Below are 15,246 nucleotides of genomic sequence, written 5' to 3'. Positions count from 1 at the left end.
CTCTTTCCTTCGCGCCCCCTCTCGAGAGGGGAGTTTAAAATATTTTCCTCGTTTACGCTATAGGGCAGACGCTTGAACCTGCGTCTTACACCTGCTTCACCTTACTCCGCTTGGCCTGCTGATACTCGGTAGGTGTAGTGCCAAATTGTTTCAAAAAGTTACGGCCCAGGTGCGATTGTGAGCTGTAACCCACCATGTTGGCCACTTCATAAATCTTATAATCACCTTCTTCCAGTAACTGCGCTGCGGCTTTAAGGCGGGTAATATTGATAAGCTCGTTAATGGTAAGGTTTGATATAGCTTTAACCTTGCGGTATAGTGTTGGTTTGCTCATGTTCATGAGGTTTGCTATCTGCTCTACATCCAACTCTGCATTCTGGATGTTTTTGTAAATAACACCGTTCAGTTTATCCAAAAAGCTTTCATCGGGCTTTGAATACGCCATCGACTTGATATGTGCCAACGGCGAGCTTGCAAAATGCTCTTTGATCTTATTGCGGTTAATGAGCAGGTTTGCGATCTGCACCTGCAAATGCTCTGGCGAAAACGGTTTTTCGATATAGGCATCGGCACCAACTTCCAGGCCTTCAATTTTACTTTGCAGGGTGTTTTTGGCAGTGAGTAATATGATGGGGATGTGGCTGTAATCGAAATTGGTTTTAATGGTTTTGCACAGTTCAAATCCATCTATCCCCGGCATCATAACGTCACTTATAATAAGCTGGATGTTCTCAATGCCTATCATATCCAGTGCTTCCTGGCCGTTAAGGGCTTTAATAACCGAATATTTGTCGCTCAGATCATCCGAAATAAAATCAAGTATTTCCGGGTTATCATCCACTAAAAGTATAACTGGTTTCATAAAGTCAATATTCTCCTCTCTGTTACTTAGGTCTGCCTGTTCATATTCATCGGGGGTAATATGCAGGTCGAATTCTTTTTCCTGGTGTACAGGCAAAGTAAGGTTAAATATATTAAAATCGTTAATAGATTTATTCAACACCAGTAAACCTTTATGCAGTTCGGCTAATGAACGTGACAAAGAAAGTCCTATTCCGGTACCAATTTGCTTTTCCGATTCCTTCATCCTAAAGAAGGGCTCAAAGATCTTTTCACGCATTTCAAAAGGAATGAGGTGCCCGTTATTCCTTATTTCGATGGTAAAGGTTGGATCGTTGGCTGGGTGTTCAAGCAACTCTATCTCGACGATAGAGGTGCTGTATTTGATGGCATTATTGATCAGGTTACTTACAATTTTAGTGAATGCCTCAATATCAACATAGGCATAAACAGCTTTGACCGGATGTTTAAAGGTATAGCTGAGGTTCTTTTGCTCGGCCATGGGTTTAAACCTCACAAAGGTATCGGCAAGCAGGTCGATGATATCTGTTTTAACAAAGCTGAGACTAAAGCCATTGGTTTCTGTTTTCCGGAAATCAAGCAACTGGTTGGTAAGGTCAAGGAGTCGGTTGGTGTTTTTTTCCATGATCTTCAGGTTGTTCTGAATCTCCGGAACATGCTCTGCCTTCCTGATCACTTTTTCCATGGGCCCTTTAATAAGGGTTAACGGTGTACGGATTTCATGGGCCACATTGGTAAAAAATTCAATTTTGGCATTGTAGATCTGTTTTTCCTTGTCATTTTCAAGGGTTTCGATAATGCGTTTGTTTTTTTCGCGTGTTTTACGGTGATAGCTCCTGAGCAGGTAATAACCTGTCAGTAAAAACAGCATACTATAGGCAATGTATGCCCAAACGCTTTCCCAAAAAGGAGGGGCTATATCAATTTCAAGGCTTGTTTCTTTCTGAGTCCAGATGCCGTTATTGTTTGCCGCTTTTACTACAAAAGTATAATGGCCAGGTTGAAGCTGGGTAAAGTAAACCTTGCGGTTGCGTTTAAGTTCGGTCCAGCCCTTATCCAAACCTTTCATCATGTATTTATATTGGGTCATTTCGGGCGATGGAAAACTTAGCGCCGCGAAATCGATACTAAATGAAGACTGGTTATGATTTAGGATGATTTTTTTTGTGCTGATGATGGATTGGCTTAATAGTGAATCGGCGCCGTTAACAGAGATCTCTTTATTATGAACCTGGAAGCCGGTTATATAAACCGGCGCTATAAACTGATTTTGTTTAAAATTGGCAGGATTAAAGCTAACCATACCTCGTACGCAACCAAAGTACATGGTGCCGTCGGCATCTTTAAAAGAGGAATTGTAGTTAAACTGATCGCTGAGAAGTCCATTAGCTTTGGTATAAGTTTTAATGGTTTCAGTAGCCAGATTAAAGCAAACCAGGCCGCGGGTAGTACTGATCCACAGATTTTTATGATTATCCTCCTCAATCCTGAAAATGTAATTGCTGGGGAAGCCATTATGACTGTCATAAAACTTGTAGCTATCATTTTCCGGGTCGTATCTCCATAAACCCAGGCCCTCGGTTGCAAACCATAATTTGTTGTCGCTATCCTCAAAAACACCGTTAACTGTTGTTGTATTAAGGATATTTTTAACAGGGTAACGGTAGTTTAATTTAGTACTCGTATTAGTAGTAGGATCGTAGCAGTAAATACCATCCCGTACAGAACCAATCCATATTCTGCCATTATGGTCTTCGGTAATAGCGTAAATGAAATCATACGGAGGTAATTTATCTATCAGGGTAAAATCCTTGCTTGCTAAATTATAACGGTACATGCCCCGTGTAGTACCAACAAAAATGAGCCCGCTGCGGGTTTTGCAAAAGCAAATGATGAAGTTGCTTTTAAGATCATTGCTTCGGTTCCCGGCAAGGTAAACACGTTCAACTTTGCCGGTTTTAATGTTCATGATATCCAGGCCCCTTTCAAAAGTACCTACAAAAAGTTCATTGCCAACTGGTAATATGCCATGAATGTTAGTGTTGGATATGCTGGCACTTCCGCCGGGATAATAATGGGTCCAGGTGCGTTTATCTGGTGCTAATTTGTTGAGACCGTTATCTTCTGTCCCCATCCAAAGGTTGCCGTAAATGTCTTTATTAATTTCACGTACTACATTTCCTTTAAGCGAATTTGGTTCAGGTTCAGGATAAAATTTATCAAACGTTGAATATTGCTTAGGGTAATAATTGAGGCCTCCAAAGTAGGTGCCAACCCAAACGCCACCTTCCGAATCTTTAAAAAGGCAATAAACAGCATTGTCTGATATCGAATAAGGATCATTAAAATGCTTTCTGAGGTTCAGAAATGTCCCCTTTACCGAATCATAAATGAACACGCCCGATTCTGTCGCTATCCAATATTCAGTATCGCTATATTTTAAAAAATCGCGTACATAAATAGCCGTTTTATCCGGGTTATAATTAAGCAAGTCCCTATAGCTACCTGTTTCAGCATTAAACTCCTTAAAACCATGGCTATTAGTAGCTACAAATATTTTGTTGCTACCTGCATAATAGATCTTTTCGATAAACTTTGATGTAACCTTATCGGTTGGCTTAAACAAGTTGTAAGCGGCGAAGGTACGGCTTGCAAGGTCCAGCTTCTCCATAATTCCCGATGAAGTTGATGCCCACACCGTACCGTTAATAATAGCTACAGATGTAGCTTCAAAGTGCTGCCATGGCCAATAGTCAATTTTTTCGGCCGTTTTTGGGTTGTATCTTATTAATGAAGCACCGGCCACAAACCAGCAGTTATTTTGTTCATCAAATGTGATGCTACGCACGCCATTAATATTGGCCGAATTTATATGCGTAAATGTTTCGGATAGCGGATCATATTTATCAAGCCCTTCGTCGGTACCTACCCAAAGGGTACCTTCTTTATCGAGGCATAGGGTATGCACCATGTTGTTGGAGATGGTACTCTTATCTGCATGGTTGTGCCTGAACGTTTTAAAGGTATATCCGTCAAAGCGGTTGAGGCCATCTTTAGTACCAAACCACAAAAAACCACGCCTATCCTGAAGACTGCAGTAAACTGTATTATGCGATAAACCATGTTCAACCTGGTAATGCCTGAAGTAGTAAGTTTGGGCATTACAAATGCCGCTTGATACTGTAAAAAGTAATAAAAAAAAGTATAGTGATTTCAAAATAATTAGCTTAACGCAAATATAACCAATCTGTTGCAGCGTTTATACCCTCCTGAAAATTGATACTTTTTGACTAAGTATTGATATTATTTGGTTAATCGCCGGGGCCAAAATCCTTTTTCTTTGAAGCATTGATTTTAGATATGTCAATTGTACATTTTTTAAAATCAAAACTTAACCAATTAATAGATCATTTATGAGAAAATTTTTACTACTCAGGCATGGGGGATGTCCTCATGTACAGTGGCCACCCAGTAAGTGGGGCCCCAAAGTAACACTAATTGCTTTCTTCATCATGACCGCTTTCCTTTTTTCATTTCGTGCATCGGCGCAAAATAAAATTAAGGTGACGGGTAACGTGGTTGATACTACCGGTCAGGTGCTTACGGGCGTGGCCGTGCGTGTACAGGGCACGCAGGGCGGCACCACAACTGATGCTCAGGGTAATTTCAGTATTAATGTACCGGCCGCAAACAGCGTTTTAGTATTTACTTACATCGGTTTTACTTCATTTGAATTGCCGCTAAACGGACAGGTTAATGTGAAAGTGCGCTTACGTGCTACTAATTCGGCCTTACAAGAGGTAGTTGTTACTGGTTACGGTACACAAAAGAAAGCTTCGATAACCGGCGCTATCTCAACCGTTACCAGTAAAGATCTTGATCGTGTACATGCCGGTTCGACGGTAAGTACAGGTTTGGCAGGTAAAATTCCGGGTGTAACCTTCAGGCAGTCAGAAGGCCGTCCGGGTGCCAGTGCCAGCATCCAGATCCGTAACATGGGTACGCCTTTATATGTTATTGACGGAATTCAGCAGGATGAAGGGCAGTTCAATAACCTTGCCCCTAACGACGTGGAGAGTATCTCTGTACTGAAAGACGCATCGGCCGCTATTTATGGTGTGCGTGCGGCTAACGGTGTTGTAGTGGTAACTACAAAAAAAGGTAATGGCGATGCGCGCATCAACATTGACGCCTACACCGGTTATCAAAACTGGTATAGGTTCCCTAACGTTTTAACCAACTCATACGATTACATGCGTTATTTAGCTGACGCCCAGGTTAACTCGAATGGTTCAACACCCATTACCCAAGCTGAATTGGATAAATACAAAGCTGGTACAGACCCGGCTTATCGCAGCTTTAACTGGCGCGATTATGTTTTGAAAAGCAATAATAATGCCCCTCAAAACTCGGTTAACGCCAACTTTACAGGTGGCAATGACAGGGTTACTTACTATGTGTCGGCTACTAACCTGTACCAAAACTCGCAGTTAGGTAAAGAATATAAATTTAACAGATCGAATATTCAATCTAACATATCAGTTAAAGTAGCTAACGGCCTTAAAGTAAGTATGGACATTAACGGCCGTATCGAAACCCGCGAAAATCCTGGTGTACCAGGGGGCGACGATTATTTCCTGGCCCGTTTTGCAGTGTTAAGAAATACACCGCTTGAACGCCCTTACGCCAATGATAATCCCGACTATTTAAATAAAATCAATAATACTGAATCAAATTACGCCTTTTTGAACAAAAAGCTTTCGGGCCTTTATCACAGCGACTGGCGTGTGCTTCAAAGTAATTTTGGTGCCGAGTATCAGATCCCTGGTGTGAAAGGGTTGAATGTAAAGGGCTTGTATTCATATTATATTGCCGATTATTTGCTTAACAACCAGGAGTATACTTACAATGCTTACACTTATCGCCCGGAAACCGGCGTTTACGAGGTGACAGGTGGTAGTACCAACCCATGGCGTGAACGTGAGCAACGCAAAGAGTTTGCTAAAACTTACCAATGGCAAATCAATTACAACAATACCTTTGGCAAACATACCTTAGGTGCGATATTTGTATCAGAACGCATTGAGTTAAGGCACCTGCGCAACTGGATCCATGCTTCGCCAATTTCAAACAACCTGCCGCTTATCTACTTCCCAACTGCCGATCAGTATCAGGACAGTGATAACACCGAAACCCGTATTGGTTACATCGGTCGTGTAAATTACAATTACGACAATAAATATTACTTAGAGGCTTCAGCAAGACGTGATGCATCATATTTGTTTGCTCCAGACAGGCGTGTAGGTTATTTCCCTGGTGTATCTGCCGGTTGGCGTATCACCCAGGAAGGTTTCATGAAGAAACTACTGGGCGAAAATTCTATCCTTAGCGATTTGAAATTCCGCGGATCATATGGTGTATTGGGTGATGACCGTGACCCTACAAATACAGCTAATCCTATCGTTGCTCCTTATGCTTACCTTACTGGTTATAATTACAACCAGGGTACCTATATTTTTGATGGTAATGCGGTTATTACATCAAGGGATAAAGGTGTTGCGGTAAACCGTATCTCATGGCTTAAAAGTAAGATTACAGATGTAGCTGCAGATTTTAGTTTGTTTAATAGTAAACTGAGTGGTACAGTGGATTATTTTTACCGTAAACGTACCGGTTTGTTAGGTACCAAGAATGATGTTGTGGTGCCTATTGAAATTGGGTATGCTTTACCTCAGGAAAATGCCAGCAGCGATTCGCAGCAGGGTTTTGAATTCTCGCTTAACTACAATGGTAAAATTGGTAAAGCAACCTATAACATAGGCGGTAACTTTGGCTACACCCGTCAAAAAAACCTGCAAAGCTACAACCCATTATTCTTTAACTCGTGGGATCAGTACCGTAACTCATCAGTAAACAGGTACGCGCATATCGACTGGGGTTACCAGGTTGTCGGTCAGTTTACATCGCAGGAGCAAATCAATAACTACGCAATTAACAACGATGGCAAAGGTAACCGTACCTTATTACCTGGCGACCTGATGTATAAAGATCAGAACGGTGATGGTAAAATAGACCAGTATGACGAACGTCCGATAGGTTTTGGTTACGGTACGCAGCCTAATATCAACTTTGGATTTACAATTGGGGCAGCTTACAAAGGCTTCGATTTCCATGCTGATTTTTCAGGCGGCGCAGGTTATACCTGGTTCCAGAATTATGAAACCCGCTGGGCATTCCAGAACAATGGTAACCTCAACTCTATATTCGAAGATAGGTGGCATCGTCAGGATCCATTTGATATAAACAGTCAGTGGGTACCTGGTAAATATCCGGCCAACAGAGTGAACCCAGGTTTTGGTCATGCCGATTATGAGCTGAATGGCCAGCGTAACTCAACATTCTGGTTGCATAGCGTAAGGTATTTAAGGGCCAGAACTTTGGAACTTGGGTATTCATTACCAACTGATTTGCTTAAGAAAGTAAAGATAAGGAGAGCGAGATTTTATGTTAACGCGTACAACATGTTTTCATTTGATAACCTGAAGCAGTATGGCGTTGATCCGGAAACTACCGATGATAATGGTTTGCAGTTTCCGCAGAGTAAGGTACTCAACTTCGGTGTTAATTTAACCTTTTAATTAATTCCTAAAGTTTAAAATTCAATGAAAAAGATTTCAATTATAACAATGCTGGCAATCTCGGTAGTAGCGGGATCTTGCAGAAAAGATAGTTCATTTTTAGATGTGCCGCCCAAGCAGGTGCTTCCAACAGATCTGGCATTTTCAGACCCTGCCCTGGTGCTTTCAATCCTTGGCGATCTTTATGACAGACAACGTGATTTCTCAAGTTTGGATGGTTATCCTTCAAGAGAATATCCACAACCGCCTAATGGTGACAGGGAGCCCGGATGGCGCACCTTTGCCGATTTCAGCGAGGCTTTCCCTTCAGAAAATGGCAGCAGTTTTTTAGTGCAGCGTACGGGCTGGGGCTATGGCGAGTGGGCTATATGGGATTACGGTTACATCCGCGACCTGAACCTTTTCATTCAACGTGCAACTGCAGCAACCAAGCTTAGCGATGGGGATAAAGCCAGGTTTATTGCCGAGGCCCGTTTTTTACGCGCCAACTATTATTTTGAGCTGGTGAAGCGTATGGGCGGTGTTCCATTGATAACCGATCCGCTGGCTTATGATTATTCGGGCAACGTTACTCCGCTTCAAAAGCCGCGTGCTAAAGAATCAGAAGTATACGATTTTATTATCAGTGAGGCTGAAGCTATCAAATCAATACTTCCTGCCGATGTAAATCAAAAGTCAAGGGCAACTAAAGCTGCTGCATTAGCAATGGAATCAAGGGCCGCATTATACGCAGGGTCTATTGCAAAGTATGGCGCCACAACGCCTCAGGCCTCATTACCTGGCAACGAAGTAGGGATACCTTCAACTCTTGCTAATGGTTATTACACCAAGGCATTGACTGCTTCACAGGAAATCATTAACGGATCGGCCGGAAGCTACCAGCTTTATAGAGTACTTCCAGATCTGAGTGATAATTTTGCTGCTGTATTTCTTGATAAAAGCAGTGTAAACCAGGAGGCTATATTTGTAGAGGATTTCAAAGCTAACGCAGGTAAAACTCATGGTTTTACAACCAATGACCAGCCATATTCAAACTCTGATGAGGGTGGGGATGCAGGCAGGCTGGACCCGTCATTAAATATTGTTGAGGCGTTCGAAAAACTGGATAATACTTATGCGCCTTTGGCAACTAAAGATGGCTCTGGTAACCCGATCTATTATACCAATCAATTGGATATTTTTGCAGGCAGAGATGCCAGGCTTGCCGGAACCGTGTTACTGCCCAATGGTTTATTTAAAGGGAAACGTACCGATGTAATGGCTGGCTATCAGTTAGCTAACGGAACTATAATTACGAGCAGTGATGCCTCTTTACCTCAAGAAGTACCCGGTTTAGGCCGTGTGCCGGTTGTAGGTCAGGATGGTCCGGTTAATGGTTTGGAATTCCGTACGCAAACAGGTTTCTATATTCGTAAATACCTTGATCCAACGGTAGGCTCTGGCCGTCGTGGTCGTGGTAGTGATGTTAACTTTATCCGTTACCGCTATGCTGAAATATTGCTGAACGCCGCTGAAGCTGCCTTTGAGCTTGGACAAACAGGCACAGCACTTGGTTATATTAACCAGGTAAGGTCACGTGCCGGTTTAACTACACCGTTAGCTTCGCTTAGCTTTGACAGGATAGTACACGAGCGCCGCGTTGAACTTGTATTTGAGGGGCATACCTTGTATGATATGAAACGCTGGAGACTTGCCACAACAGTGTGGGATGGTGCACAAATGTCTGTTGCTGATTTGGTTAGCAATATTGGTAGCGCTACTAAGCATAATACTCAGCCTTTTGGTTTATGGCCATATAAGTATTACAATCCGGGTAACGCCAATAGTGGCAAGTGGATCTTTAAGGAGGTGAAACCAAGTGCTGTAACAGGTGCCAACAAATTCCAGGTAGGTAATTATTATTCACAAATTGGTGATGATATTTTATCGGCAAACCCTAAAATTGTAAAACAACCAAATCAATAGGTACTAAAAAATTAACCATCATGAAAATAAAATTTCATCATATCATATTAGGGCTCTTACTTGCGGCTACGGGTTGCAAGAAAGACAACTATGATGCGCCCTCATCAAAACTCACCGGTAGGCTTACTTATAAGGGTGAAGCCATAAATGTTGAATATAACCAGGTGCCTTTTGAACTTTATCAGCCGGGCTTTGGTAAAAATGCACCTATCAGGGGTACTTTTCAGCAGGATGGCAGCTATTCAGCACTGCTGTTCAACGGTAACTACAAACTCGCCATTCCTGCAAACCAGGGACCCTTTATGTGGAAGGAGGTTAGTGCAGGCAAAAGGGACACTTTAGCTGTAGCTATTAGCGGGAGTCAAACCCTGGATATTGAGGTGACGCCTTTTTACCTTATTAAAAATGCCAAAATAACCGCTGCTAATAAAATAGTTAATGCAGTGTTTGATTTACAGAAAGTTATAACCGACGCTAATGCCAAAGATATAGGCGCAGTTGTGTTGTATATCAACAAAACACAGTTTGTATCAGGCAGTGATAATATTGCTGCTACGGAAATTGCCGGTTCTGCAATAACAAGCATGAGTAATATCAGCATTAATGTTAATGTTCCTACTATCACACCTACCCAAAATTATGTTTTTGCCCGTGTAGGTCTTAGGGTTTCGGGTGTGGAAGATATGATCTTCTCTCCCGTGGTGAAAGTTACATACTAAGCCTTTATAATTAGGTCCCGCCAACTGGCGGGGCCTTTTTTATCTCCCCTGCATAATTTAATCAACATAATAACTCTTACTATTCATTTAACTGATGAAGAAACTATCGTTTTGCCTGTCTCTTTTTATCTCCGCTTATTTATCTGCCAATGCACAGCAAGGCGAATGGCATTTGATAAAAGACAGGATCACCACCCCATGGGCCGAAAAAGTTGACCCCAAAGCACCGCTACCTGAATATCCGCGTCCGCAAATGGTACGTGGCAACTGGCAAAATCTGAATGGTTTATGGAACTATGCTATAGTACCTAAAGCAACAACCGGGCCTGCCAAATACGAAGGAAAGATCCTGGTGCCTTTCGCGGTTGAGTCGGCATTATCAGGAGTTGGTAAAACTGTTGGCAAGGATAGCATGCTGTGGTACAAAACCATCATCAGCTTAAACAAAACATTAAAAGGTAAAGATGTACTGCTGCATTTTGGCGCGGTTGACTGGCGTACCGAAGTATTTGTAAATGGCAAAAGCGCAGGCATTCATGAAGGCGGCTTTGACCCTTTTACATTTAATATTACACCTTACTTGAAAGGTGGTTCAAAACAAGAAATAACCGTGAGCGTGTGGGACCCGACAGATGATGGTCCGCAGCCACGTGGCAAACAGGTTAAAAAGCCTGAAGGGATCTGGTATACCCCGGTTACCGGTATCTGGCAAACCGTTTGGCTGGAAGGCGCAGCAAAAACGCACATTGAAGCCACCAAACAAACCCCCAACATTGACGATCACACACTTTCGGTTTCGGCCGAAGTTAACAATAGCCAGCCCGGCGATAAGCTGAAGATCAGCGCCTGGGACGGCAAAACCCTTGTGTCCGAAAAAACTATTGACGCCGGCGAGACTGCCGTGCTGGATATCAAGGATCAGCACTTATGGTCAACCACCGATCCGTTTTTATATGATCTGAAAGTTGCCGTTATCCGTAACAACAAAGCGGTTGACGAGATAGGCAGCTACTTTGCCATGCGTAAAATTTCGCTTGGGCCTGATGCTAACGGCATTCAGCGTATGTTGCTGAACAACAAATTCGTATTTCAATATGGTCCGCTTGATCAGGGTTGGTGGCCGGATGGTTTATACACCCCGCCAACTTATGAGGCCATGACCTATGATATTGATAAGCTAAAGGAAATGGGCTTTAACATGATCCGTAAGCACATTAAGGTTGAACCTGCCCGTTATTATACCTACTGCGATAAAACAGGGATGCTGCTTTGGCAGGATATGCCAAGTGGCGATTTAGGCAACCATTGGGAAAACCGCCCTGGCGTACTTGACCGTGCTACCGATCAGCAACGTACCCCTGAATCAGAAGGTTATTACCGCAAGGAGTGGAATGCTATTATGAACTCTTTATATAACTACCCGTGTATCGTAGTTTGGACCCCATTCAACGAGGCTTGGGGCCAGTTTAAAACTGTCGAGATCACCGAGTGGACTGAGAAAAAAGATCCGTCGCGTTTGGTGAACAGTGCCAGTGGTGGCAACTTCTATGATACAGGTAACATTGTCGATCTGCACAACTATCCGCACCCTGCTATGCCTCGCCCGGAAATCTTCGGCAAAACAAAAGCTGTGGTTTTGGGTGAGTTTGGAGGCTTGGGCTGGCCGGTTGATGGACATAACTGGCAAAGCAATAAAAACTGGGGCTACCAAACCTTCAAAAATGCCGATGATCTTTTCAAACGTTACTCAACCTTTACAGACAGGTTACAGGAGCTGATCAAAGCAGGCCTTTCTGCAGCGGTATACACTCAAACAACAGATGTTGAGGGTGAAGTGAACGGTTTCATGACCTATGATCGCAAAGTGATTAAAATGCCTGTTGAATTGTTACAAAAAGCCAATAGCAAACTATACGATCCTGCGTTGGTGAAATAATATCTTTACGTATGACTATCAAAAACAGTATAAAATTAATGCGCAGGGAAGTTTGTCTTTCTATGGCGATGATATGTGCATGCTTTGCAACTGTGAACGCCCAGGGCGTGAAAGCAACCACGGTTACGACAGTTGATAACAAAGGCGCAAATGCTTTTTATGTAAATAACCGCGCCCCTTTGCAAAGGCAATATTTTGCCAAACTGCCTACCGGTAGCATTGAAGCCGGCGGCTGGTTAAAAAAAATGATGGAGCTGCAGCGCGATGGTTTAACCGGTAACCTTGGCGAGATCAGCGTATGGCTTTCAAAAACAAATAACGCCTGGCTCAACAAAGAGGGTAAAGGCGAATATGGCTGGGAAGAGTTGCCTTACTGGCTAAAAGGCTATGCTGATATAGCCTATATGCTGAAAGACAAAAAGATGATGGCCGAAACCAAATTTTGGATTGATGCTGTATTAAACAATCAGCGCGATAACGGAGATTTTGGCCCGGCGGTTGAACGTAACGGCAACCGCGATTTGTGGACTAATATGCCGATGCTCTGGTGCCTGCAATCTTATTATGAGTATACCAAGGATCCAAGGGTAATCCCCTTCATGACCAGATACTTCAAATACGAGTTATCAGTACCTGATAGTAAATTTTTAAAGGATTACTGGGAGAATAGCCGTGGCGGCGATAACATGCTGAGTGTTTACTGGCTGTACAACCGCACCGGTGATAAATTTTTGCTTGACCTGGCTACTAAGTTGGATAAAAACACTGCCGACTGGCGTCAGGCCAATAACCTGCCCAACTGGCATAATGTTAACGTAGCACAGTGTTTCCGCGAACCGGCGACTTATTACCTGCAAAGCCACGATAAAAAAGACCTGGACGCTACTTACAACAATTTTAAACTGGTCAGGGATATTTACGGACAGGTTCCGGGCGGTATGTTTGGTGCCGACGAAAATGCCCGTAAGGGTTATGACGATCCGCGCCAGGCAGTAGAAACCTGTGGTTTGGTAGAGCAAATGACATCCGACCAGATGTTGCTTGGCAACACCGGCGACCGTTTCTGGGCCGAGAATTGTGAAGATGTTGCTTTTAATACCTTCCCGGCGGCCTTTATGCCCGATTACCGTGCGCTGCGTTATTTAACTGCTCCAAACATGGTGGTAAGTGATAGCAAAAATCACCACCCTGGTATTGCTAATGAAGGCCCATTTTTAATGATGAACCCTTTCGGCAGCCGTTGCTGTCAGCATAACCACGCCGCGGGCTGGGTTTATTATGCCGAAAACAGCTGGATGGCAACACCTGATAATGGTATAGCTGCCCTGCTTTATACCGAAGGTAAAGTGAATGCGAAAGTTGGTAATGGTACTGCAGTGAGTATCAACGAAACAAGTCATTACCCTTTCCAGGATCAGATCAGTTTCACGGTAAACACAGCAAAGGCTGTCGATTTTCCGCTTTACCTGCGCATCCCGGAGTGGTGCAAAGGCGCGTCGGTAAAAGTGAATGGAGTAGCTGTTGAGGTGAATACTTCGACAGGTGATTATATCCGCCTGACTAAAAGCTGGAAAAATGGCGATAAAGTAACCCTGGAATTGCCAATGCAACTCAAAGTGCAGGAATGGGCTAAAAACAAAAACAGCGTGAGCGTTAGCTACGGCCCGCTTACTTATTCGTTGAAAATTGAGGAGCAGTATACCAAAGGAGACAACCTGAAGGATGCCCAGGGCGATTCGCACTGGCAGCCGGGTGCCGATCCTCAAAAATGGCCATCTTATAACATCTACGCGGCATCGCCATGGAACTATGGTTTGCAAATAGATGAGCAGCATCCTGAAAAATCAATTACGGTCATTCATCGTGCATGGCCAAAGGATAACAATCCGTTTACCAATACAAATGCACCTATTGAGTTGAAAGCGAAAGGTAAACAGATCCCGGGCTGGAAAATTGATGAAACAGGTTTGTGTGGTGTATTGCCGCAAAGCCCGGTAAAAACAGAGGAACCCGCGAAGGAACTTACGCTGGTACCTATGGGTGGTGCAAGGTTAAGGATCTCGGCTTTCCCGGTTACTGAATAATGAACGTACCGATGATAAAAGGAATAGTATGCGGTTTACTGATGATGGCTGGTTTAACAGCCGTAGCCCAGGATGCTGCGGTTAAAAACCAACCGCCATCACCGCTATACCGCGACCCCATTTACGATGGCGCCGCCGACCCGGTACTGGTTTACAACAAGACCGAAAAAGAATGGACTATGTTATATACCCAACGCCGGGCCAATATACAATCGCCGGGAGTGGCTTTTTGTTATGGTACTGCCATTGGTGTTGCTACTTCAAAAGATCATGGGCATACCTGGGTTTACCGGGGTGCGTTAAACCTGGAGCATGAACGCGGGCAAAACACTTTTTGGGCCCCCGATGTAGTTTTTGATAAAGGCGTTTATCACATGTTTGTGGTGTATATCCCCGGGGTATACAGCCAATGGGGTGGTGATTCACACCTGGTACATTATACCAGTAAAAACCTGTGGGACTGGAAATATGAAGGTCCGCTAAATTTGCCCGATCATAATATCATCGACCCAACACTCATGAAACTGCCCGACGGCAAATGGCACATGTGGTACAAGGATCAAAAGCTGGGCAGCATCACCATGACTGCCGAAAGCAATGATCTGGTGAACTGGAAGATAGCAGATAAACCTGCTATTGAAGGCCGTGCACATGAAGGCCCTAAAATATTCCGGTTTAAAGATTATTACTGGATGATAACCGACGAGTGGCAGGGGCAGCGGGTTTACCGCTCGAAAGATGCCAAAACCTGGGAACATCAGGGTTTGGTATTGGATAAACCCGGTCACCGGCCGGAGGATACGCCAACAGGAGCTCATGCTGATGTAGTAGTGAGTGATGGCCATGCTTATATCATTTACTTTACTCACCCCGGTCGCAAAAAACATTTTGAAGATGGTGGGCTTGATGCGGATGGCGCGTACAGCTATACAACCAAACGCACATCTATCCATGCCGCCGAATTGGAGTTTAATGGTGAAACGCTGGTTTGCGACAGGGATAAGCCATTTGGTTTCTGGCTTGCAGACATTAAATAAATATCA

7 protein-coding genes are annotated in these 15,246 nt (G+C 43.6%); 6 read left to right on the top strand and 1 reads right to left on the bottom strand.

The window, feature by feature from the left end; translation table 11 throughout:
* Window positions 1-85: 85 nt before the first annotated feature.
* Complete coding sequence (locus tag AC1DUD_RS13955; protein ID WP_477375291.1) at window positions 86-4,078, bottom strand: hybrid sensor histidine kinase/response regulator transcription factor; 3,993 nt, start codon at window positions 4,076-4,078, stop codon at window positions 86-88.
* Between the two features lie 196 nt (window positions 4,079-4,274).
* On the opposite strand from AC1DUD_RS13955, the gene AC1DUD_RS13950 reads away from it, so the two are divergent.
* The 6 genes from AC1DUD_RS13950 (at window position 4,275) to AC1DUD_RS13925 (ending at window position 15,240) form a co-directional block, all read left to right on the top strand.
* Window positions 4,275-7,499, top strand: coding sequence for a SusC/RagA family TonB-linked outer membrane protein (locus AC1DUD_RS13950; protein WP_477375289.1), 3,225 nt, complete (start codon window positions 4,275-4,277; stop codon window positions 7,497-7,499).
* A 24-nt stretch (window positions 7,500-7,523) separates the two neighbouring features.
* Window positions 7,524-9,464, top strand: coding sequence for a RagB/SusD family nutrient uptake outer membrane protein (locus AC1DUD_RS13945; RefSeq protein WP_477375287.1), 1,941 nt, complete (start codon window positions 7,524-7,526; stop codon window positions 9,462-9,464).
* A 20-nt stretch (window positions 9,465-9,484) separates the two neighbouring features.
* Window positions 9,485-10,183, top strand: coding sequence for a DUF3823 domain-containing protein (locus tag AC1DUD_RS13940; protein WP_477375285.1), 699 nt, complete (start codon window positions 9,485-9,487; stop codon window positions 10,181-10,183).
* 94 nt (window positions 10,184-10,277) lie between these two features.
* Complete coding sequence (locus AC1DUD_RS13935; protein ID WP_477375284.1) at window positions 10,278-12,119, top strand: glycoside hydrolase family 2 protein; 1,842 nt, start codon at window positions 10,278-10,280, stop codon at window positions 12,117-12,119.
* 11 nt (window positions 12,120-12,130) lie between these two features.
* Entirely contained in the window at window positions 12,131-14,203 is a 2,073-nt protein-coding gene (locus tag AC1DUD_RS13930) for a beta-L-arabinofuranosidase domain-containing protein (protein WP_477375283.1), read from the top strand.
* 11 nt (window positions 14,204-14,214) lie between these two features.
* A complete protein-coding gene (locus tag AC1DUD_RS13925; protein ID WP_477375282.1) occupies window positions 14,215-15,240 on the top strand; it encodes a family 43 glycosylhydrolase in 1,026 nt (341 codons plus the stop codon).
* Window positions 15,241-15,246 lie beyond the last annotated feature (6 nt).

The organism is Mucilaginibacter sp. P4_A11, assembly GCF_056402535.1.
This window is presented reverse-complemented; position numbering and strand designations above follow the sequence as displayed.